The organism is Flavobacterium adiutor (assembly GCF_048282555.1).
GTDB lineage: Bacteria > Bacteroidota > Bacteroidia > Flavobacteriales > Flavobacteriaceae > Flavobacterium.
In genome coordinates, this window is the sequence record NZ_CP182487.1 from 2,713,598 (window position 1) to 2,737,212 (window position 23,615).

The window sequence follows — 23,615 nt, forward strand, 5'->3', positions numbered from 1 at the left end:
TTAATTATAAAATACATTATGCTAGTATTTCATATCATACAAATTGTTTTATTAAGCCTTTTGGGTTTGGCAACTTTATATATTTTAATATTCTCCGTAGCAAGCTTATTTTATGAACAAAAAAAATATGCTGATAATGAGAATATAAAAAAAATAGCAGTTCTTATTCCGGGATATAAAGAAGATGAAGTAATTATTGAAGTTGCAAATGCAGCTTTGCAGCAAGACTATCCGTCAGATTTTTATGATATTGTAATTATAGCCGATTCTTTTCAAAAGGAAACAATTTTAGCATTAAAGACTTTACCTATAATAGTTATTGAGGTAAGTTTTGAAAAGAGTACAAAATCTAAAGCCTTAAATAAAGCGATGGATGTACTAGAAACTGATTATGATATTGCAGTTATTTTGGATGCTGATAATATTATGAATAATGATTTTTTGAAGAAAGTAAATGCTGCTTTTGAATATGGTTTTATTGCGGTTCAAGGCCATCGTACAGCAAAGAACATGAACAATTCCTGGGCTGTTCTTGATGCCATTAGCGAAGAAATAAACAATAACATTTTTAGGAAAGGACACCGGGTTTTAGGATTATCATCTGCAATAATAGGTTCTGGAATGGCTTTTAAGTACCATTATTTTAAAAAACTTATGGCAACAGTTACTGCTGTTGGGGGATTTGATAAGGAAATAGAACTCAAAATGCTTAAAGAGGGGTACAAAATTGTCTATCTAAATGATGCTGTCGTTTTTGATGAAAAGATACAAAAATCTGAAGCATTTGGTAATCAGCGCCGTCGTTGGCTCTCTGCACAATTACATTACTTTAGGAAAGATATTTTAAGTGCCTGTAAAGATTTACTTTTGAAAGGTAATATTGATTATTTTGATAAGGCAATTCAATTTATACAACCACCCAGAATATTACTCTTAGGAGCTGTTATACTATGCACTATTACTTTTGTAACAGCTAATTACTTTTTAGGCGATCAAAATCCTTATTCTAATTATTGGATTTTCTTAGTAATGTCCTGCGTAATGGCTTTTGTTTTCTCGGTGCCAAAATCTTTTTACAATTTAAAAACATTAAAAGCATTAATGAGTTTGCCAAAAGGAATGTTTATGATGATGTTGTCTTTGTTAAAAATAAAAGGAGCAAATAAAACTTTTATTCATACGCAGCATACGTCAAGTTCAAAAAAACAAACTTGAAATTATACTATAAAAACATAATTAGTTCAGAAATGTAAAAATGAAATTATAAATAATTGCATCTCAATTTTATCTGGATGTGAAAGCAATCAATCTAAAAAAGAGCATTATGAAAATAGGTATAGAAGGTCAGCGACTTTTCCGAAAAAAAAAGCATGGTATGGACATGGTAGCTTTAGAGCTCATCAAGAATCTGCAGGATCTGGATCACGAAAATGAATATTTTATTTTTATAAAACCAGATGAAGATCGTTCTGTTCTTAAAGAAACTACAAACTTTAAGATTATTGAATTAAATGGCGGACCATATCCTATATGGGAACAAATAGCATTGCCAAAAGCTGCAAAAAAATATGGCTGCGATGTATTGCATTGTACAAGTAATACAGCACCTTTTTTCACTTCTATTCCTTTGATTACGATTCTTCACGATATTATTTATATGGAAAGCAGTTATTTAAAAATACTTAAAAGTAGTGCAAGTACCTATCAAAAGTTTGGAAATATATATAGAAAACTAGTCGTGCCACGTGTTGTGCAAAGGAGTAAAAAAGTGGTTACAGTATCCCATTTTGAGAAAAACAGAATTGGGGAATTCTTTGGAATTAAAGGCGATGAAAAATTGGATGCTATTTATAATGGGGTAAGCGAACATTTTAAACCTGTTACCGATAAAGAAGAACTGCAGCAAGTGAAGGAGAAATACAATTTACCCGATAAATATTTTTTTTTTCTTGGTAATACTGATCCTAAAAAAAATACGAAAGGAGTCCTCAAAGCTTTTTCAGATTTTTTGAAGCAAACTGGATCTAATCATAAACTTGTAATGCTTGATTATGATAAAACGGAACTCAATATCCTTTTGAACGAAATTGAGGATACTAATCTTATCCATCATATTATTTTAACAGGTTATGTAATTAATACGGATTTACCAGCTATTTATTCGCAATGTGACGTCTTTTTATATCCATCACTCAGAGAAAGTTTTGGGATTCCAATGCTGGAAGCTATGTCGTGTAATGTGCCTGTTATTACATCAAATACGTCATCGATGCCTGAAATAGCTGAAGATGCTGCCCATATTATTAATCCGTTTTATCCAGTAGAAATTACTCAGGGAATTATTGAAATATTAAATAACGAATCGTACAGAAAATCTCTTTGCGATAAAGGAATGAAGCGTAGTAAACAATTTTCCTGGAAAAATATGGCAAAAGAGTATCTAAAGCTTTATGAATTAATCCATTTAGAGCATTCAAAAAAACAATAGATCATGATTGAAGGTAAAAATATTATTTGCATTTCTCAAACTACCTGGCACGGTGAGTTTACTAAATCTACGGTACAATTGTTATCACTTTTAGCAGAGAAAAACACCATCGTTTTTGTTGAATACCCTTTTACAGTCAAAGATGTTGTAATGTCATTGTTAGGGAAACAAAGAGCGCAAGTATCGAGAATGTTAGGCTTGAAAAAAAGAATCATAGAAGAGAAAACAGATAGCGGTGCAATTGTCAAACATTTAGTTATGCCTCCTGTTTTACCTGTAGATTTTATAAAAAATGAATCCATTTTTAAAAAGTTTTTTAGTATCAATGTATTGATTTATAAAAATCAGCTTCGTAAAACAATAAAGAAATTAAAGTTGGACAATCCAATTATCATCACAGCATATAACCCAATGTACGGTTTGCCAATGATTGGTAAACTGAATGAATATTTAAATGTTTATTACTGCTACGACGGGATGGATACACAAAGACATAAATCAAGGATTTATAGTATTGAAGAACAATTTTGCAAGCAAGTAGATGGCATTATAACAACATCGGATTATTTAAATGCTGAAAAACATAAATTAAATGCACAAAGCTATGTAGTTAAAAATGGTGTTGATTTCAAATTATTTGAACCACATGCCAAAAAAAACGTTTCAAGTCCTTCAGCGCAAAAAAAAGTAGGCTATATAGGAACCTTAGATTTTAGGTTTGACATAGATATTATGGAATATGTAATTCAGGAATTACCTCAGGTTCAGTTTGAATTTACGGGCTATTTGCTAAACCAGAATATAAAAGAAAGCTTATCGAAGTATGACAATGTTGCTTTTTTTAAATCGGTAAAAGCACATCAGGTTCCTGAATTATTATCAAAATATGATTTAGGAATTATACCTTATAAAATGGATGAGGTTAATAAAAACATATATCCATTAAAAATCAATGAATATTTAGCAGTTGGAGTTCCGGTGGTTATGACTGCTTTCGCCAATTTAACCGAGTTTAAAGCAATAGTTAAATCAGCAGAAAATAAAACTCTTTTTAAATCATATATTGAAAATGAACTAAAACACGATAATGACTTATTAATTAAAGAGAGAATAGAATTTGCAAAGTTTAATTCCTGGGAAAGCAGAATGGTTCAATTTGGAAATGTTCTCGAAAAAATAATTAACAACAAGTATTCATCTTAAATTAAAAGCAATGACAGTATTAAAAATTATATTCTGGTTTCTATTGTTTATCATTGTTTATACCTATGTTGGATATGGAATTTTATTATTCCTGATTATCAAAATAAGACGTTTTTTTAAGCTAGGAAAAAAAGCAAAGACTGATCCTGATTATGAACCCGAAGTGACATTGTTCATAGCTGCCTATAATGAAAAAGAGTATGTAGCAGCAAAAATGAAAAATACCTTAGAACTTGAATATCCAAAAGAAAAATTAAACATTATTTGGGTTACAGATGGTTCTGATGATGGAACTCCCCATTTATTGGAGGGCTATCCTAATACAACGGTTTATCACTTAGACGAAAGAAATGGAAAAATTGGGGCTATGAATCGGGGTATGCAATTTGTAAAAACACCCATTGTAATATTTAGTGATGCCAATACCAATCTGGGGAAAGAATCAGTTAGACGCATCGTGAATCTTTTTAGTAATCCTGCTGTAGGCTGTGTCTCCGGAGAAAAACGCATTGTTGATAAAGAAAGTGATGTAGCTTCTGGTGCAGGTGAAGGAATTTACTGGAAATACGAATCGGCATTAAAAAAATGGGATGCCGAATTATATTCTGTTGTTGGTGCAGCCGGAGAACTTTTTGCAATTAGAACGCAATTATACCGTCATGTTGAAAAGGATACGCTGCTTGACGACTTCATCATATCATTACGAGTCGCACAAGAAGGATATACTATACAATATGATCCAGAGGCGTATGCAATTGAAACAGCTTCGGCAAGTGTAAAAGAAGAGTTTAAACGTAAAATTAGGATCTCTGCCGGCGGTATTCAGTCTATTGTAAGATTACGCTCCTTATTGAATATTTTTAAATATGGAACACTCTCATTTCAATACATTTCTCATCGCGTTTTACGTTGGAGTCTAACACCTTTATGCCTAATTCTTCTAATTCCTGTTTTATCTATTTTAGCATTTGATGAAGGCATCATATCCTTTGGATTTTATTCTATATTATTTTGGATGCAGCTTTTTTTCTATGCAGCTGCTTTGTTAGGCTGGTTTTTAGAAAACAGAGAAACAAGGATTAAAATTCTATTTGTTCCTTATTATTTTTTCATTATGAATTTATGTGTGATATTAGGATTTTTGAGGTATTTAAAAAAATCGCAATCCGTAAACTGGGAAAGGGCTAAACGGGCAAGTTAATTCTATCGCATTTAGAAATAAATTTTGTCTTTAGAATTTGAAACTCCTTAAAAATAAATACAGAGTATCGACCGGTAAGTAATAAATTAGTAACCTAACTTTAAAACTACTCAAATTCTTACATTTAATTATGATAAATGAGGCAAAACTCAATAAATCTTCATAATTGTATTGTAATCATAATGTTTTATTGATATAAAATTTATATTTGTGTAAATGTTAAGAGTACAAAAATTAGCTTAGAAAAACAAAATACCAGAATTAATGAAGCATATTACAAAGAACTGTTTTATTCTTTGTATCCAAGACTCGTGAGTTATAGTTTTGGTTTTGTAAAAGACAATTTTTTAGCTGAAGAAGTTGTTGAAAATGTTATGTTGCAGCTTTGGGAAAATCGATTAAAATTTGAAAAGATAGTTGATGTTAAATCCTATTTGTACACCATGGTTCGAAATGGTTCTCTTTTGATTTTGAAAAAAGAACAAAAGGCATTAGAATTGGATCATAAACTTTCTGATGAAACAACCGATTTTGATTTTAATATTCTGGAAGAAGAATTATATTCGACTTTAATGGAGGCTTTAAATTCATTGCCAGATAAATGCAAAGAGGTTTTTGAACTTTCTTGTTTAGAAGGAATGAAATACAAAGATATTGCCGAACAGCTTAATATTTCTGTCAATACAGTAAAGTCTCAGCGCTCACGTGCTATAGAATTATTGAAGGAAAAACTTAAAAATCACTCCGAACTTTTATTTATTTTGCTTTTTCTTTAAAAAAAATCAAAAATCTTTCCACCCATTTTTGAAGTTTCGTACTCTTAGTTATATAACATTCACTTAAAATGTTAATAACCGATACTTAATGTCAAAAAACATGCCTCAAGGAAAGAAAGAAATCATAATCGCTGCTCTTATAAGAAAAGAACTGCTTACAGGGGAATTATCCATTGAAGAAAATGCCCTTTTGCAGGAATGGCTTTCTGTTCCCGAAAATCAGGAATATTATCAGAAAGTTATTGATTTAGAAACTTTCAGGTCAAAAGAAAGATTTTACACAGCTGTAGATACAGATGCTGCATTTCAGAGAATTAAACACAAAATAGGTTTTGAATATTCGCCCGTAATTTCTCTTTTTAATTATAAAAAAGTACTCAAATACGCAGCTGTAATTTTATTTTTTGCTGGAATCACTTCTGTTTTCTTTTATATGAATAATGATTCAAGTTCGAAGAGCCAAGAAGTTGTAGTAAAAAGTATTGAGCCAAAGTACAACAGTCCTACTTTAGTATTGGCAGATGGAACTACCGTTTCTTTAGAACCTAAAAAAGAAAAAATTGTTTCTAAAAACGGTATAATCTCCAATGTAAATCAGGTTTTGGTTTATGATGCCAAAGCACTCAACGGAAAAGTTTCAACAGGAGAAAATACGCTGATCGTTCCGGTTGGCGGTATTTATGCAGTTAGTCTTTCAGACGGAACAAAAGTTTGGTTAAACTCCAAATCTACTTTAAAATATCCTGTTGAGTTTAGCGGGAATACGCGTAAAGTAACTTTAGAAGGAGAAGCTTATTTTGAAGTTAGCAAAAATCCACACATTCCATTTACAGTAAAAACAAAATCTGGCGATGTTACTGTTTTAGGAACTCATTTTAATGTGAGTGCTTATGAAGAAGACAAAAATTTTGAAGCCACACTTGCTGAAGGAAAAGTAAAAGTTTCAGAAACAAATAAAGAAAACCAATCGGTTACATTGATACCCGGACAACAAGCACGCCTTCGCAATAATACTTTAAATGTTGCAGAAGTTGATCCATCTGTTTACACAGCCTGGAAAGATGGCAAATTTTATTTCGAAAATGAAAATCTGAAAAACATTTTAAACAAGATGGCAAGATGGTACAATTTTAATGTCAAATTCGAACAAAAAGCATTAGGGCAGATTAAGTTCACAGGAATTGTTTTAAAAGAGGAACCAGTTGACCATTTTCTCGATATAATTAGTAAAACATCCAATATTAAATATAAAATAACCAAAGTAAACCAAACGTATGAAGTAACCGTAAGTAAGTAAAAAAAGAAAACCGGAAAATATTGCAGTATTTCCCGGCAAGTATTTGTTCAGTCGAAAAAAAGAGTTCGAAATCAATTAACCAACCAAAACATTTAAAAGTATGAAAAAAAACCTATCCGCAAAAGATTGTGGAGGAAAATCCACGCTTTGGGATAAATTTCTTAACCTAATGAAGAAGTCCCTAATATTATCGATATTTCTTTTCAATATAGTCGCTTTTGCTTACTCGCAAAAAGTTACTATAAACGCAAGAAACCAATCTGTATCTGCCGTTTTAAAGACTATTACAAGAAAAACCAATGTTGAATTTTTCTATAGTGATGACGTTTTTGATGCACAGAGAAGAGTAGATATTTCTGTAAACAAAGCCGATGTTATGGCTGTTATTAAAGAACTGATTGGTGATAATTACAAAGCAGAGTTTGTAAATAACAAGCTGATTGTTATTGTATTAAATCCAAAAGTAAAATCCATAACTGCTTCCACATTAGAAGAAAACGTAAAAATAAAAGGAGTTGTAACTAATGCAAAAAAAGAATATTTAATTGGTGCAACTGTTTGGGTAAAAGGTACTAAAAAAGGTGCTGTCACCAATTTTGATGGTTCCTATGAAATTATGGCTAAAAAAGGCGATGTTCTTGTTTTTGAATATTTAGGATACAAAAAACTAGAAATTACAGTTTCAGACAGTTTGATTATCAATCCCATCATGCTGGAAGATGTAAGTAAACTGGATGAAGTAAAAATCGTATCAACAGGATATCAAAAAATTGACAGAGAGCGTTCTACAGGATCTATTGCGGTAATTAGTGCCAAAGATTTAGAAAAAGTACCTGTGAACAATGTACTGCATAGATTAGAAGGGCAGGTTGCAGGTCTTCAGTTAGATTTATTAGATTCAGATAATACATTTGTCTATGGAAGAAAATTTGGCTCAGAATCTGAAAAAACAGCTTATAATATTTCCATTAGAGGAAAATCTACCATTGATTCCAACGAAATGCCTTTAATTGTACTTGATGGAACGCCTACAGAATTAGATATCAGAACGATAAATCCAAATGACATAGAGAAAATTACTTTCCTCAAAGATGCGGCAGCGGCTTCTATTTACGGGGCAAGAGCAGCAAACGGAGTTATGGTCATTGACACCAAAAAAGGAAAATCGGGTCAGACAAGAATTAATTTTTCTCAAAATTATTCTTTTTCAAACAAACCTTCTTTATCTAAATTACCGCTTATGAATTCTTCTCAGGTTTTAAATCTGGAGCAGGAATTTGTAAATAAAAATTTGGTAACAGATCCTGCAAATGTAACCTATATGCTTACTTCTCCTGTTAGCCAGGGAATGGATTTGATGTTTCAATACAAACGAGGTCAAATAACAGAGGCTCAGAGAAATGCAGGTTTAGATGTTTTACGTAACCGTAATACGTATGGTCAGGCAGAAAAATATTTCTTGCAGGCTTCAACAAGTCAAAATTATGATTTGTCATTTAGCGGAGCAGAAAATGATTATTCTTATTTCATGTCAGGATCCTATTCTAAAGAAGAAACACAGTCAAAAGGAAACGACGGACAGCGTTTGACATTATTATCTAATCAGGATTTTAAGCTGTTTAATTATCTAAAAATGACAACTAACTTAAGAGGTTCTATTTTTAAATATAACGAAAATGGACTAGGACTTTCTCCTTTAGGAATTTCAGCAACTACTCTATTACCTTATAATCAGATTATTGATGATGATGGTAAGTCGGTTGATTATTACCGTCATTATTATGCAGGGCAAACCATTCCGTTGGAGCAGGCAGGATATTTACCATGGACTTATAATTATATTGATGAATTGAAGAATAAAGATAATGAGGTAAACGAGCAAAATTTTGGAGCTACTGTTTCTGCAACAGTTCCTTTATTAAAAGGTCTGGATGCTGTTGGAACTTATTCTATAGAAACTTCAACTTCGTCAAATGATAATATGTATAACGAAAATACGTATTATACACGTGACAGAATTAACTCGGCTACATCAATAAACAATAATGGTGATTTAGTAAGAGCGATTCCAAACGGAGGAATTTTTCAAAGTAATGAATTTGGAAAAAGCAGTTCTACTATGCGAGGACAACTAAACTATGACGGTATTATTGGCGAAGACCATTTGATTAATGCTATTGGTGGTATAGAAGCAAGGGAAACGAGAGAAACTCAGGATTCACGAACACTTTACGGTTATAACCCAAAAACGCAGACATCTGTCGATTTACCTTCACAAAACTATGTAGATGTAAACGGTTACAACTATACTTTGAGCAATGGAAATGAGCATAAAGATTTTAAAAGACGTTTTTTATCGTATTATGCAAATGCCGGTTATACATTCAAAAACAGATATACCCTTACCGGAAGTGCACGTTTGGACGACTACAACAATTTTGGAGTAGATAAAAAACTAAGAAGAACGCCATTATGGTCAACCGGAGCAAAATGGAATATTAAAGACGAATCTTTTCTTAAAAATGTGAATCTGGTTAATAGTTTGAATTTGAGGGCGAGTTACGGATTTAACGGAAATATCAATTTAAATGTTTTTCCTTTTACCAATATCAGTTTAAGCAATTTAGATTCCTTTTCGCAGCAGCCTTATGCTTTTATTTCGCAGCCGGCAAATCCTAATTTGCGCTGGGAAAAAACAGCAATCTTAAATTTAGGAGTTGATTTTTCGATATTAAATAACAGATTAGGCGGTACAGTTGAATATTATAAAAAAAACAGTAAAGATTTAATTGTAGAGTTCCCGGTGTCAGCATTTTACGGTGTATCAAATAATTCGCTGGTACAAAATGCGGCAACTTTACAAGGACACGGAATTGATTTAAGTTTAAACGGAATTGTTCTTAAAACTAAAGATTTCTCATGGAATTCAGCTCTTGTAGTTTCTTTCAATGAAACAGATATTACCGATTCTCGTTTTAAAAATTACAGTCAGTATCTGAACGGTTCAGGAACAACACCGCCTATTGAAGGATATGCTTTAAACAGTGTATTTGCATTTAGATCAGCCGGATTGGATGCAACAGGAAGAACCCTGATTTATGATAAAGCAGGTAATATTGTAAATTCTTTTACTTCTCTAAAAGATATTAAAGACATGAAATATATGGGGACCAATATTCCTTCATATTACGGAAGTTTCAGTCACACTTTTAATTATAAAAAATTGTCATTGTATATCCTGGCTACTTACAAATTTGATTATGTATTATTTAAACCAACGTATGGAGGTTACGTAAACAGACAAGGAAGATTTAACCAATACGATTTAAATAGCGATATAGATCAAAGATGGAGAAATCCGGGAGATGAAGCTACGACTTCTGTACCGGGAATTCAGGGTTCAGCCGGGTTTAGTTATGTGAGGTATATGTTTGGAGAGGACCAAATTATAGAAGGAGATCATATTCGTTTTAGAGAGCTTTCACTTAAATATGATTTGAACAGCTTAATTAACAGAGGTGTTATAACAGGTGCTTCTATAGCCTTTACAGCCAGAAATCTTGGATTCTTCTGGAGAAAAAACAAAGACGGTTTAGATCCTGATTTTTTACCTTATACCGGAACTAATATGAAACTGCCGGCAATAGCCATTTATTCAATTGGTTTAAATCTTAATTTTTAATTTTTAAAGATGAAAAAATATTTAAAATACATCACAATTGCTGCAGTAGGAGCAATCGTTTTAAGCTGTGATAACTACGTTGATATTAAGACCGAAGGAAAATTAATACCGGAGGAAACCCAAAACTACCGATATCTTTTAAACAACACTTCCACATTAGACAAAGCTTATGGCAATATCGATGTTGCATCAGATGATATAAGTTTTCAAAATGAGGCACAAACCAGCGCATTAACATCAACCGATTATTACCGACCTTTTGTTAATTTGTATAAGTGGGCAGATAAAATCTATTTTGAAGGGGAAAGAGATTATGATATGGAGAATCTGTACAACGCATTATACAATATCAATATCGTAATCAATGAAGTAATGAAAAGCACAAATGGAACAGAAGCCGAAAAAGCAGCCTTAAAAGGAGAAGCAGAAGTTCACCGTGCCTTTATCTTTTTAACATTAGTGAATACTTTTGGAAAAGCCTATGATGCCTCAACTTCAGCAACAGATCCCGGAATTGTATTGTTTACAACGCCAACAGTATCTGATAACATTAAAAGAACTTCTGTTCAGGAGGCTTACGATGTGATTATTAGCGATCTTAATGACGCTGTTAATTCAGGGTTAAAACCAATTAATTCCGGAAATAATGTAGCATTTCCTTCCAGAGCAGCAGCTTATGCACTTTTGTCAAGAACGTATTTGTATATGCGTAACTACCCATTGGCTTTAGAAAATGCAGAAAAAGCACTGGCCTTACAAAATACACTGAACAATCTTGAAGATTATGAATTTGAAGCTTATCCATCAAGAAAACTCGACAAAGAATTGATATTATCAAAGTGGAATGGATATGGAACTTACACTTATGCACCTCAATTACTATCGTTAAGCAATGAACTAATCAATTTGTTTGATACCAACGATTTGCGTTATGTGTTATTTACACAACCCTCCAGTAACTTTAATTTTGATTATACCATAGGACGATCTTATTCTAAAGAAGGTCTTACAGGTGAAAGCAGAAATGCCGGTCCAACAGTTCCGGAAATGATGCTTATTAAAGCCGAGTGTCTGGCGAGAGCAGGAGCAGGAGATCAGGCAATAGCAGAAATCAATAAATTAAGACAAAAAAGATTCAGAACTGGAGAATATGTGGCTTTAACCGCAACAGACAGTAAAGATGCTTTGATTAAAGTTTTGGCAGAAAGAAGAAGAGAATTAATGGGAACAGGCGGTTTTAGATGGTTTGATTTGAAACGATTAAACAAAGAACCTGAATTTGCCAAAACCATTACGCATGCTTTTGCAGGACAAACGTTTACACTTGCCCCAAACAGTGATCGCTATCAATTGCCTTTTGCCTCAATCTATTTTGAGTACGCTCCAGACTTACAACAAAATCCATAATCAGGTTAATTAAAAATGTGCACTCAGATTTCTTTTGAGTGCACTCAATTCAAAAAAAAATGAAAAAATTAAAACTGATACTATTCTTTTTTAGTATCACAACGGCTTTATTGGCTCAAGATGCACCGATGCAAAAACTTGTGCTTTCTCCGGAACACCCAAATCCCGGTGATGAAATTACCATAACATATAACACTGCAAATGGTCCACTTGCCAATGCTATGCATATAAATGGGGTAGTGTATACTTTTGATAATTTTAAATGGATTGCAAACGATATTACATTAAAACCATCAGGAGATAAAAAATGGGAAACCAAAATAAAACTTTCCAGTCACGCTTCGTTTATTAACTGTGTCTTTAAATCGGATACCATTGTAGACAAAGGCGAAAAATTTCCACATGCATATATGTTTGCTCAAGTTCCCGGATCATATACAGGCTGGGGAATTTTAAGAAGCAAAGCTTTTGAGAATGAAGTACCCAATGTGGTGCATGACAGTGCTTATATTGCAGATCAGGTTGGTTTAATGTGGATTAACTATGAATTGCAATATCATCCGGAAAGCCGTAAAAAGATTTTTTATTATGGATTAAAATTAAAAAAACTAGCATCAGGAAAAGACGAATCTGTAGCTATTAAGAAAGAATTGCGCAGTTTATTAACAGATACCAATCTTGATCATACCACACAATATGATGTTCAAAAAACATTGAATTTATTAGAAAATACAAAAGATAAAGTATTTATTGATTCTGTACAAAAGGTTTTGGTAACGAAATATCCTTATGGAGTTTTAGCAAGAGACAGACAGATTCAGGAAATAACCAGGGAAGTTGATTTTGCTAAAAAAGTAAAAATGTTTACCGATTTCGAAAAAAACTTTCCACAAAACAAATTTGAAGATGTTTACACAGATTTAGAAAGTTTGTATTATGATAAAATGGTTAAATCGATTGTTTACGGTTATATCGTAAATAACAAAGATTACAATTATGCTTTAAATAGTGTAAAAACCGTTTCTTTTGGCAACTTATTAGATTACCACTGGCATTTAGTATCTATTCCTTTTAACAGAGACCATGACGGGATCGAAAAATCTTCAATCGAAACATTAAAAAAATATGCCGATATAATTATGGGAGAATTGGAAAACAGACTAACATTTGTTCCAAAAATGTATGAAGGAAAATTATCCTTAAATGAATGGAAACAACAGGCTTTGCAAATGCTGGCCAGAGAATATTTTACGTATGCCCATTTAGCAGAAAAAACAAAAAATTATGATCTCGAAGAAAAATATTTAGCAAAAATTAAGCCTCTGTTTGGTTATAACGATGCGACTTACAACGAGGTTTATACAAGAATGTTATTGAGAAAAGGGCAAACAGCAGATGCTAAAAACTACATGGCACTTGCGGTAAAACAAAATCAGGTAACACCTGAAATTTTAGCTTCATTAAAAGAAATTTATTTAAAAGAAGGCGGAGCAGCTGCAGGGTTTGATGCCTACTTAGAATCTTTGAAATCTCTTAGTAATATAGAAGAACATAAAAAGAAAGTAATTTCAGAATTAATTAACCTTCCAATTGCAGGTTTTGATTTAGAAAGCAGCAAAGGAGGAAGGGTAAAACTGGCAGATCAGAAAGGAAAAATCGTAGTATTAGATTTCTGGGCAATGTGGTGCGGGCCTTGTAAAAATGCTATGCCGGGAATGAAGATGGCAGTTGACAAATACAAAAATGACCCGAATATAAAATTCTATTTTGTAGATACACAAGAATATATCAAAGATTATAAAGAACAAACCCAGGCCTTCATCAAAGAAAAAGGATTTGATTTTAATGTGCTTTACGACGGAAAAAATCCCAAAACGGGAAAAATGGATGTAGCGTATGAGCAATATTCAAAAGCATTTAAATTTTCTGGAATTCCGGAGAAAATGATTATCGATGCAAACGGAAGATTACGCTGGATGTCAAACGGTTATTTCGGAAGCCCAAGTGAATTATTAGACGAAATTTCAATCATTGTTGAATATTTAAAGTCGGAGAAAAAATAATGAGAGTCTTATTTAATTTAATGAGAAAAAGCATCCTTTACGGATTCTTAAGTTTCTTACTGATGACCGGCCAGTATAGTTTTGCCCAAACTATCTGGCAGGGACAGCATCATTCGTACCGCATTATTTTATCAGGAGATTTGGCAAAATATAAAACAGATTCCCTAAGTGTCAATTTGCCCGAATTAGAAATTAATAAAAAAGTAGTTACAACCATAAAAGGAGACAGTATATTTTTTAAAAATGAAATATACGGTTTCTCTTTTAAAGGAAAATACAACGGTAATAAAAGTGCTATTTCAGGAATTTTTAACTACTATTCAATTCCAAATACAGCCATTGTCTTAAAAAAAGAAAAAGAAATACAGCCCGTTTATTTTCCACAACATCCCAAAAAGCCATATCCGTATCAGGTTATTGATATGACTTTTCTTGGCAAAAAGACCAAATTAACCTACGGAGCAACCTTAACAATTCCGAAGAATAAAAAGAAATATCCGCTGGCAATTTTAATCTCAGGAACAGGTCAGCATGAAAGAAATTATACCTATGCAGGCAGACAATTTTTTACGGTTCTGACTGATGAATTAGCCCGCAAAGGAATCGCATCGCTTCGTGTTGATGATAGAGGAATTGGCAAAACATCTGGAAACTTTAAAGAGTCAACAACCGGCGATTTTGCTGATGATATTGAGGAGCAGATTGCCTATTTAAAAACAGATAAAAATATCGACGCTTCGCATATTGGTTTAATCGGTCACAGCGAAGGCGGAATGATTGCCTCAATTGTGAGTTCGGGAAACAAAGACGTAAAATTCATGATCAGTTTATCCGGAGTAGGAGTAAGCGGACTGGAAATGCTGAATCTTCAAAATACTGCCATTCTTAAAAGTTATAATTTTTCGGATAAAGTGGTGGCGAAACACATGGAAATGTACAACATCATGTTTAAGGTTGTTTACGATACAAAAGACGGGGAATCTGCGCAGCCTGTAATGGAAGTAAAGTTGAAAGAATGGATGCAAAAGCAGGATTCGACAACATTAAAAGAAATACATCTGTGGGACGGACGGGACAAGGATTTCCTGTATCGTTACGGAAAAGATGCTGACAGAAAATGGTACCGTTACAGCATTCATTACAATCCGGAAAATTACCTGCCAAAAATTACAATTCCGGTAATGGTGGCAAACGGCGATAAAGACATCAGTGTTCCAGCTGAAGAGAATATCAATTCATTCAAAAAATACCTGAAAACAAAAGATCTTACAGCAAAGATTTATCCTGGCCTGAATCATATGTACCAGCACTGCAAAACTTGTACACAAAGCGAAGTCAAAGAACTAGATGAAGTTTTCGCCCCGGAAGTTCTCGATGATATTTCAAAATGGATTTTGGCTCGTTATAAAAAATAGTACTTTTTTAATAGAGTTTAAAGGTTCTGTTTGTCAGCCCGAGGAACGAGGAATCTCCACATGTTATTCGACAAAGATTTTCGATTTACTGTATGGAGTTTCTTGTGGAGATCCTTCCTTCGTCAGGATGACAAAAAATGAGAATTGTTAGTCCAAAGTCTAAAATCTAAAATCAATATTTTCATCATGAAAAAAATATTCCCTTTTATCGCATTTTTCTTTGCGATAAGTAACCTTACTGCCCAAATTTACGATCCTGTTTCATTTACAACTTCGATTAAAGAAATTGGAGAAAACAAATACACATTGTCAATTATTGCTAAGATTGACAAAGGTTGGCACGTATATTCACAAAATGTACCGCAAGGCGGACCTGCGCCGACAAGCTTTACTTTTCAGCCATCAAAGAGCTATAAAAAAACAGGTTCAGTTATAGAGCCAAAAGGTCATGAAGTTGATGATCCTGTTTTTCAAATGCGCATTAAATTTTTTGAAGAAAAAGCGATTTTCACTCAAAATATTGAACGAAAAACAAACGACGCTTTTACAATCGATGCCACTGTATTTTTTATGGTTTGTAATGACAACAGCTGTCTTCCGCCTTCTGAAAAAGAAGTGAAATTTGTCTTTAAAAAATCGGATGCTCCAATAAAAAACGAAGAAACTGCAAATACAGCAACAGAACAAAAAAATAAAGATTTGTCTACAAAAGACGAATCAATTGTTAAACAGGATACCACAAACAACACAACAGATTCTGCCAACATTGCCAGCAAAGACACTCCTCAAATTTTAAATAATTCTACAGAAACTGCTTCAGGAAAAACAGTGCCTGAAGAAAGCCTTTGGACTTTATTTTTCTTCAGCTTTTTAGGAGGTCTTGCAGCTTTGTTTACGCCTTGTGTATTTCCTATGATTCCAATGACGGTAAGTTTCTTTACCAAACAAAGCAAAACCAAAGCAGCAGGAATTAGAAATGCTATGATGTACGGTATTTTTATTATTGTAATTTATGTGGTTTTAGGAAGTTTGGTAACCGCAATTTTTGGTGCCGATGCCTTAAACGCATTAGCAACAAATGTTGTTTTCAATATTATATTTTTCTTGCTTTTACTGGTTTTTGCCTTATCATTTTTAGGTGCTTTCGAAATTGTTCTGCCAAGTTCATGGCTGACTAAAATAGATCAGAAATCTGAAATAGGAGGCGCTTTTGGCATTTTCTTTATGGCATTGGCCTTAGCCGTGGTTTCGTTTTCCTGTACAGGACCCATTGTTGGAACTTTATTAGTTCAGGCTGCAAGTGAGGCAGGAATTGCACCAATTATCGGAATGCTTGGATTTTCATTAGCAATCGCTCTCCCGTTTACTTTGTTTGCTGCTTTTCCAGGCTGGATGAACTCGCTTCCAAAATCGGGCGGATGGTTAAATTCGGTTAAAGTGGTTTTAGGCTTTTTAGAATTGGCTTTGGCGTTTAAATTCTTAAGCAACGCCGACTTAGTTTTACAATTACATTTATTAGAAAGAGAAGTATTTCTAGCCATTTGGATTGCCCTATTTTCGGTGTTAGCTTTTTATTTATTTGGAAAAATCCAGTTGTCGCATGATTCGCCAGTTACACATATTTCTGTGGGGAGATTAAGTTTAGGAATTATAGTGTTGTCATTTGTAGTATATATGATTCCAGGACTTTGGGGAGCTCCTCTGCAATACATTAGCGGATTTCCGCCAGCAAAACAATACAGTGAGTCACCAAATGGTTTTGGTAATGGTGTAGTTCAAAATACAGAAAAGACTCAATTGCCAGAAGGCGCAGAAAGCGGACCAAACGGAATTCCTACTTTCCATGATTATGACGAAGGTTTAGCTTACGCGAAAAAAGTGAACAAACCCATAATGATTGATTTTACTGGCTATGCCTGTGTAAACTGCCGTAAAATGGAAGAACGTGTCTGGCCAGATTCTAAAGTTTTACATGTTTTAAATAATGATGTTGTGCTGATTTCTTTATACGTAGACGACAAAAGACCGTTGCCAAAAGAAGAGCGGGTAGTTTCTAAAATCACTGGGAAAGTCTTGAAATATACAGGACAGAAGTGGAGCGAACTTCAGATTTTAAAATACAAAACCAATGCACAGCCGTATTATGTTTTAATGGATCATCAGGAAAATGATTTGAATAAACCATCGGCTTATAATCCAGATATCAATGCGTATTACAAATGGCTTCAGGAAGGCGTTCGGAATTTTAAAAAATAATAAAAAAATGTTGGGGATAGTTTTTCAACACATAGAAACATAGATTTTTTTTAATAAAAGAAACTCGTTTCTCAACACATAAAAATACACTTTTAAAAGGAAGAGCTGAAAAAGCACTTGCAAATAAATTCTGATAAAACAGTTTAACCAGCATAATGCTTAACAATGAAAGTTTTAAGGATGATGCAATCTACATGAAAACTTTAAACGAAGTAACGGCAGCCGATTTAAAAGCTTTCGCTAAAGAGTTTTTTGCAAAACCAAGTACAGTTGAAGTCATTATGAAATCTAAAACTCAATATTAATATTCATAGGTTTTTCATTTTTTTTTAAGAAGTATTTTGAATTAGTAAGCTATACTGCTAACTTGAAAAACCCAGAGCTGGCTGTCTCAGAAGTGAGGCAGCTTTTTCTTTTGAACTCTATGGCACATTTTAGATAGCTTGTCAAATACCATTGGCAGCCTTAAAACGTTCAGTAGCACTATGCAGCAGCGCTTCTTTTTTATATACAGCATTATACAGTAGTTTTTTTTGTCTTGCCAGTTCCAACAGCTTATTTTGGGCAGTCACTAATTCATCATTCTTTACTGTTTTCAGAAGTGCCTGTTGCTCTATTTCTTTTTTATCAAATATATGAAGTTCTTTAAGTGATTGATAATATTCGACAGAGGCAGTTTTTAGCGAATGCCCTTCTGGAATATCTTCAGTAGATAACTTTCTGATATCTGCTATAAGAATATCAAAATCTATAGCCTGCTGATCCACTGCCTTTATAGCACTTTTATAATCCTCTTTTTGAAGATATTCTAGTTTTTTTTCTCCTGATCCTTTTTTCCCAACAATAATATTAAAGGCTTTCCGCTCCGATTGATCAAGAGATTCCTTGAAATCAGTCGCATTTGATGAATGGCAGGAGCTCATTGTTATAAATAGAAATGCCGTTATAAAAATACTATATCTTATGATTATCATTGTGATCTTAATTTAAAAAGTAAAATTATTTCTTATTCACTAAGTTACATATTTTAAATGATCTTAAGAAAAAGTCTGGCTGGAATTCTATTATTAGGAAATTTTAGCAACACAATCATTTTTGATCGCCGTAAAACAAAATAAGCCGACTGGTTAACTTTTGAAATACTTAAAGGCTCACATTCGATTCGGACACAAATGCGACACAACTTTATCAATTCTTGATACAAAACTCATAGCCAATTTTTATCTGTTTTGTATCTAAAAAAAGCTTGTTCATAACATTTTATAATGACATGCCACTATGATAAATTAGATTTACAGGTAAATCATGATAAAGCAAATTTATTTTTTTTAAAGATAACTTTAAGAGCCTGTTTAAAATTTAAATATTTAGATTTTTATGAGATTATTTTTCGATAGATGAGGCAAATTTTGAAAGAATAATAGACTTATTTTTGAGTAAATTTAACGAAATATAGCGGAAAATAAGCCGTAAAAAGCAATTAGATAAAATCTAAACAGGCTCTAAAAGCATAAAAAAATATCATATCCAAACGATGCGACTCTACATCTGTGTATAACTTTGAATTTTTGGCAATTTAAACCAATCTTAAAATGGATACGGAAGATTTTTTTCTTAAACGGATCATAATAAAGAAATGATATTTTAGAATGGGTTTTATTAAGCTATAGCGGTATTGAAATCATAATAAAAATCTGATAATTTCATATTGATCGTATTAAGATTTATTACTGGGTAATGCAACATAACGAAGTAGCTGATCATAAAGTAAAATCAATTATTAACAAATTAAATTCATAAAAATGGCAAAAATTAATGGTAAAATTCAGACCGATGTCGTTATTCTTAATGACACTTATGACGTTTCTGTTGCGATTCCGACGAGTACCCCAATTATAGACGTTAACGCATACACTTTAACAATTTATAATGAAGCAGAAGTTGCCGTGACCCCAACAACAGAGAACGTACCTATGTTAGCCCATGTCGCAGCGTCTTACAATGTGGACTCTAAAGAGACATTTCCTGATAATTTTTATCTGGAGCTTAGTCCGCCGGCATCAATCCTTCCTAATATTAAAGACAGTACTGACTCTACGAAAACTACCTTTGCAATTAAAAACATTGCAATTCAGTTTGCTACAGGTGCTTATGTAGATGCAAAGCAAATACCTGGATCAGTAAAAGGTACCAAAGCATAAATAGTATACTGTTTCTTAAGAATTTCCAAAAGGTGAACCGAAAAGCTTGTTTTTTTCTAATCATAGCAAGTCACTTTTTGGAAATTCTTTTTATCAATGACTCATTTAACCATTTTATTTGATCTAATCTCTAGTTATGAATTCAGATATGCAAAATATCGGAATTGGCACCACAATCATAGCTGATGATATTCCTATAGTCTTTGAGGCAACGTTTAATAGTACTACTTTATCTATTGCAGTAAAAAGTTGTAAATTTGACCTTGCTGAAACTGTAAAAGAAAGGTTTAATAACCTTAATGTCATCCTGCCTGAAGGTTCCAGTGCCCTTTCCGTCGCTAAATTTAGCGGTGCGATATCCAGAACAGATCAGAATAAGAAACCCAGTACAAATGGAGAATATCGCCTGATAAAATTCACAGGGGAAATGGATAAAATAACAATTCCAATTCCCATTTTGAGCGATATTAGTATTGATAAAGCTTTTTTCTATTATCAGTATCTTAGTCCAAGCGCTGCAAACAGTCAGTCTAATTTTAAAGATCAGATTATATTTCTCGGCTGTAATCTTTCAATAAAACAAAACACAAAACTTTTTGAGGTACTTTCAAATGCTTCGTTAAAAGCAGCTTATTTTTTATCAAATAATGTATCGGTTATTTACTTTGCTTTTTACGGAAAAATTAATGTAGGCAAAATTATAGACGCAATATTTGGCGTTGCCTCAATAAACCTGACGGTTGATATTGAAAGTGCGGGAATATTCAAGGTAGCCAAAACAGCTGCTAAAAAAACAATTTCTGTTAAGGATAAAGATGATACTCCGGATTCAATGGTTCCAGAAGTTACTTACCTTGACGCATTGCATCAGGTTGCAAGTCTTCAAAATAAATCTGAAGGTCCTGTAGGTGATTCAAATGTCACTCAGTATATGCCTTCTGTGTTTCCGCTAGCAGAAAAAACAATAATTGAAAACGGTACACAGCTAACAAAAGTTGGTATTCGTGCTGGCAATGCAATAGATACAGATTTCATGGCTCAGTTTACCGAAGCGTTTTCAGGTGAAGATGTTACAGGTATTTGTTTTTGGGTAATCATTAATTTCAATCAAATATCTTTATTCGGATCCCTGATTAAAATCGGATATAAAACCGAGCAGGTGAACTCATTAATCCTATATGGATTTAAAACGGAAAATCATAAAAGCGGTACCCCTGATCCCGTTACAGCTGCTTATTTTTATGCGCAACTGCCTGCCATAACATTTCTTAACTTTTTAACATTAGAGGGGCTAAGAGGAAGGCAGGGGATACTTTTTAAATATACTTCAAATAAAAATCAATATGAACTGAGCGGCAGCATAACCTTTACTGCTTTTGAAAAAGCATTTGTATTTGGCGGCGACTTATTAGTAAATGATGACAAGCTCGTAGCTACTGTTGATATCATGGCGGGATCACCAAATCAAAGCATCAATAAGCCTTTGGGAATGACTGGAATTAATTTCGCCAAATTATATCTGTGTATCAATAAAACATTTGCTAAAAAAGCTGAAGGCACAGAGCCGGAAGTCAAAGAAAAACTGGATCTGGCCATAGGTGGTTATATAGATTTTAACTTTAGTGATGCAAAACTTCAACTGCAGGGGAATGTGGTGTTTGAGGATAAAGAAGCCCGTTTGGTATTGGTGTCACTCAATGCGACACCGGCATTAACACTAAATCAGTTTGTTAGAGAGGTGATACAAAAACCATGGGAATGGGTTGATCAAATCACTAAACAAATCGGATTTATTTCTGGTACGATGTATTATTTGAGTGTACCGGAATCTGTAAAAGATAAAAAGAATTACACTTTTTCCTATACTAATCCCATACAACTCGACCAACCCAAAAATTTAGATGGTTCTGCTCATACAGGAATTGATAATGCATTAACCCTATTTAAGCCCGGTTATAACATACATGCTAATTTATTGCTGTTTGAAAAATATGTTTTTGTAATTGATTTGTCTGTACAAACTGATGGAATTACTCTATCAGGCTCCTATGGAGGTACTTATCAGAATGGCAGGGTTACAAGTGCTACAGTCATAACAGCTTTTTTTATATCGCTTGAATCTCCGGTGCTTTCAATAGGCACTGTAGGAGGAAACAATTTTGAAATAAGTATAAGCAATCTCAAACTCTTTGGAACTACGATTGGCGACAAAATCATCGCCAAATATCAAAAAGGAATTTTTACAGGGACCTATAGTTTTGATAATCCACGATTTGGGTTTGAATGGCAATGGACAAAAAAACAAGAGTCAGGAGGGTTTTCAATTACGAAAATTGATGGAATCGATACTAAAGATTTGGATTCTATCGCTGCTCTGGTTCAAAAACTAAACGGTATGACAGGTAGGGGAGGCTGCGAAAGCATTGTGGATAAAATGTTTGCAGAACTAAAATCAAGTTTCAGTCCAGCATTGCAGAAAGGAAAAAATCCAACTGACAATGGAGATGGAACTATGCTTATGCCCATACAGATAAACTATACTTTTTCTGTTGCCGGTACATCTATCATGAGTGACAATATCAAGATGGATTTAAATGTTACCATACCCACGTCAATTGGCGGTTTGCCGGGGGCAATGATTGAAACCCTAGTTTCTAATATGGGAAGCATAATTGAACAGCTGCTAAAGAACCCTGCGTTTTACAAAGCTATTGCTCTTGAAATTGCTAAGCGGGGAGGAGCCAAGCTGGCAGCAAGGATGCTTTGTAGAGCAGCCGAAGAAGTTGCAAAGGACTTGGCTCAAACACTTTCAGAAGCTTTAGCAGAGGGACTCATAGCAGCAGGTCTTGAAGGATTAGTTGAACTTGGGGCTGCAATTACCGCAGTATTCGCTGCAGGCATTGCCGGAGCCGTAGGAGGACTTCTGGATATTCTTCAAAAAGTGTGGGATGAAATCAAAAAAATATTTGGAGGTGACGACGGAAAACAGGAGGCTCAGGATAAAATTAACGCTATCAAAGGCCCTGTACAGCAACTTATCTTGTCTCTCGATTCCAGTCTTGAGAAAATGGCTGCTACAATAAAAGTAAAATCTTTAGAAGCGGGCATTAACGAACAGGGTGATTATACTCTAAATTGGAATTTTCCTTCTCCTTCCGCAGATTTAGGAGAAAATCCGAATATTTTCTATAAGTTAATTTTTTTAGGTGGAAAAATAGGCTCCGGAAATATACCCTCTAAAATACCCTCTACAGGCTTCAGACCAATGGAAAACACTTCATATTATAGACCGTGGTCAGAAATGTTACAGAAAGACCCTGATTTTAGAATGAATGCTTCAATACAGACCTCCATAACCGGTTATAAATTCTTAACCCAAGAGGCTGAAAACAATCTTAAAAGTACTATCGCTACTTTAAACCAGATTGGCGACAACCTCGATGGGGCAGTAGCATTCAATAATGATTTGAAAGCATTTTTAGACAAAATGAGAAGCTATAATAAAGATGGTTTGACTTCAGAGGTAGTATATGCAAACCAGACCGCTGCAGATGCTCAATTTAGAATTGGCAAGGCTGTAATAGGAATAAATACCAGAATTACATAAAAATTATCATCGTGAGCAA

At 33.5% G+C, this 23,615-nt stretch carries 15 protein-coding genes; 14 read left to right on the forward strand and 1 reads right to left on the reverse strand.

The annotated features are described in order from the left end of the window. The first annotated feature begins 18 nt into the window (after positions 1-18). The 12 genes from ACNC7R_RS11450 to ACNC7R_RS11505 all read left to right on the forward strand — a co-directional run bounded on the left by ACNC7R_RS11450 (position 19) and on the right by ACNC7R_RS11505 (position 18,093). The gene (locus ACNC7R_RS11450) at positions 19-1,215 is read left to right on the forward strand and encodes a glycosyltransferase (protein WP_417941221.1); all 1,197 of its coding nucleotides are present in this window, start codon (positions 19-21) and stop codon (positions 1,213-1,215) included. Positions 1,216-1,324: 109 nt separating this feature from the next. Further along, positions 1,325-2,488, forward strand: a complete 1,164-nt coding sequence (locus ACNC7R_RS11455) for a glycosyltransferase family 4 protein (protein ID WP_417941222.1) — start codon at positions 1,325-1,327, stop codon at positions 2,486-2,488. A gap of 3 nt (positions 2,489-2,491) precedes the next feature. After that, on the forward strand, positions 2,492-3,691 hold the full coding sequence (locus ACNC7R_RS11460; protein WP_417941223.1) for a glycosyltransferase: 1,200 nt from the start codon (positions 2,492-2,494) through the stop codon (positions 3,689-3,691). Positions 3,692-3,701: 10 nt separating this feature from the next. Next, positions 3,702-4,892, forward strand: a complete 1,191-nt coding sequence (locus tag ACNC7R_RS11465) for a glycosyltransferase family 2 protein (RefSeq protein WP_417941224.1) — start codon at positions 3,702-3,704, stop codon at positions 4,890-4,892. Between the two features lie 284 nt (positions 4,893-5,176). After that, positions 5,177-5,668, forward strand: coding sequence for an RNA polymerase sigma-70 factor (locus ACNC7R_RS11470; protein WP_417943168.1), 492 nt, complete (start codon positions 5,177-5,179; stop codon positions 5,666-5,668). A gap of 100 nt (positions 5,669-5,768) precedes the next feature. Then, the gene (locus ACNC7R_RS11475; protein WP_417941225.1) at positions 5,769-6,965 is read left to right on the forward strand and encodes a FecR family protein; all 1,197 of its coding nucleotides are present in this window, start codon (positions 5,769-5,771) and stop codon (positions 6,963-6,965) included. A 100-nt stretch (positions 6,966-7,065) separates the two neighbouring features. Further along, positions 7,066-10,647, forward strand: coding sequence for a SusC/RagA family TonB-linked outer membrane protein (locus ACNC7R_RS11480; protein WP_417941226.1), 3,582 nt, complete (start codon positions 7,066-7,068; stop codon positions 10,645-10,647). A 9-nt stretch (positions 10,648-10,656) separates the two neighbouring features. Further along, entirely contained in the window at positions 10,657-12,054 is a 1,398-nt protein-coding gene (locus ACNC7R_RS11485) for a RagB/SusD family nutrient uptake outer membrane protein (protein WP_417941227.1), read from the forward strand. A gap of 59 nt (positions 12,055-12,113) precedes the next feature. Beyond that, positions 12,114-14,117, forward strand: coding sequence for a redoxin domain-containing protein (locus ACNC7R_RS11490; protein WP_417941228.1), 2,004 nt, complete (start codon positions 12,114-12,116; stop codon positions 14,115-14,117). Between the two features lie 20 nt (positions 14,118-14,137). Next, positions 14,138-15,532, forward strand: coding sequence for an alpha/beta hydrolase family protein (locus ACNC7R_RS11495; protein WP_417941229.1), 1,395 nt, complete (start codon positions 14,138-14,140; stop codon positions 15,530-15,532). Positions 15,533-15,718: 186 nt separating this feature from the next. Next, positions 15,719-17,788, forward strand: a complete 2,070-nt coding sequence (locus tag ACNC7R_RS11500; RefSeq protein ID WP_417941230.1) for a cytochrome c biogenesis protein CcdA — start codon at positions 15,719-15,721, stop codon at positions 17,786-17,788. Positions 17,789-17,943: 155 nt separating this feature from the next. Then, positions 17,944-18,093 carry a hypothetical protein gene (locus ACNC7R_RS11505; RefSeq protein WP_417941231.1) on the forward strand — a complete coding sequence of 50 codons (150 nt, stop codon included), beginning with the start codon at positions 17,944-17,946 and terminating at the stop codon, positions 18,091-18,093. A gap of 141 nt (positions 18,094-18,234) precedes the next feature. Here the strand turns inward: ACNC7R_RS11505 and ACNC7R_RS11510 are convergent, their stop codons facing one another. Continuing rightward, a complete protein-coding gene (locus ACNC7R_RS11510) occupies positions 18,235-18,762 on the reverse strand; it encodes a hypothetical protein (protein WP_417941232.1) in 528 nt (175 codons plus the stop codon). An 828-nt stretch (positions 18,763-19,590) separates the two neighbouring features. Here ACNC7R_RS11510 and ACNC7R_RS11515 point away from each other — a divergent pair. Further along, positions 19,591-19,989: a hypothetical protein gene (locus tag ACNC7R_RS11515; protein WP_417941233.1), complete on the forward strand. Its 399-nt coding sequence runs from the start codon at positions 19,591-19,593 to the stop codon at positions 19,987-19,989. Between the two features lie 136 nt (positions 19,990-20,125). Then, a complete protein-coding gene (locus ACNC7R_RS11520) occupies positions 20,126-23,596 on the forward strand; it encodes a hypothetical protein (protein ID WP_417941234.1) in 3,471 nt (1,156 codons plus the stop codon). Positions 23,597-23,615: the final 19 nt, after the last annotated feature.

Excerpts from the sequence above, each read along its gene's own strand:
- ACNC7R_RS11450 (WP_417941221.1), top strand. The coding sequence starts at position 19 with ATGCTAGTATTTCATATCATACAAATTGTTTTATTAAGCCTTTTGGGT.
- ACNC7R_RS11455 (WP_417941222.1), top strand. The coding sequence starts at position 1,325 with ATGAAAATAGGTATAGAAGGTCAGCGACTTTTCCGAAAAAAAAAGCAT.
- ACNC7R_RS11460 (WP_417941223.1), top strand. The coding sequence starts at position 2,492 with ATGATTGAAGGTAAAAATATTATTTGCATTTCTCAAACTACCTGGCAC.
- ACNC7R_RS11465 (WP_417941224.1), top strand. The coding sequence starts at position 3,702 with ATGACAGTATTAAAAATTATATTCTGGTTTCTATTGTTTATCATTGTT.
- ACNC7R_RS11475 (WP_417941225.1), top strand. The coding sequence starts at position 5,769 with ATGCCTCAAGGAAAGAAAGAAATCATAATCGCTGCTCTTATAAGAAAA.
- ACNC7R_RS11480 (WP_417941226.1), top strand. The coding sequence starts at position 7,066 with ATGAAAAAAAACCTATCCGCAAAAGATTGTGGAGGAAAATCCACGCTT.
- ACNC7R_RS11485 (WP_417941227.1), top strand. The coding sequence starts at position 10,657 with ATGAAAAAATATTTAAAATACATCACAATTGCTGCAGTAGGAGCAATC.
- ACNC7R_RS11490 (WP_417941228.1), top strand. The coding sequence starts at position 12,114 with ATGAAAAAATTAAAACTGATACTATTCTTTTTTAGTATCACAACGGCT.
- ACNC7R_RS11495 (WP_417941229.1), top strand. The coding sequence starts at position 14,138 with ATGAGAAAAAGCATCCTTTACGGATTCTTAAGTTTCTTACTGATGACC.
- ACNC7R_RS11500 (WP_417941230.1), top strand. The coding sequence starts at position 15,719 with ATGAAAAAAATATTCCCTTTTATCGCATTTTTCTTTGCGATAAGTAAC.
- ACNC7R_RS11505 (WP_417941231.1), top strand. The coding sequence starts at position 17,944 with ATGCTTAACAATGAAAGTTTTAAGGATGATGCAATCTACATGAAAACT.
- ACNC7R_RS11510 (WP_417941232.1), bottom strand. The coding sequence starts at position 18,762 with ATGATAATCATAAGATATAGTATTTTTATAACGGCATTTCTATTTATA.
- ACNC7R_RS11515 (WP_417941233.1), top strand. The coding sequence starts at position 19,591 with ATGGCAAAAATTAATGGTAAAATTCAGACCGATGTCGTTATTCTTAAT.
- ACNC7R_RS11520 (WP_417941234.1), top strand. The coding sequence starts at position 20,126 with ATGAATTCAGATATGCAAAATATCGGAATTGGCACCACAATCATAGCT.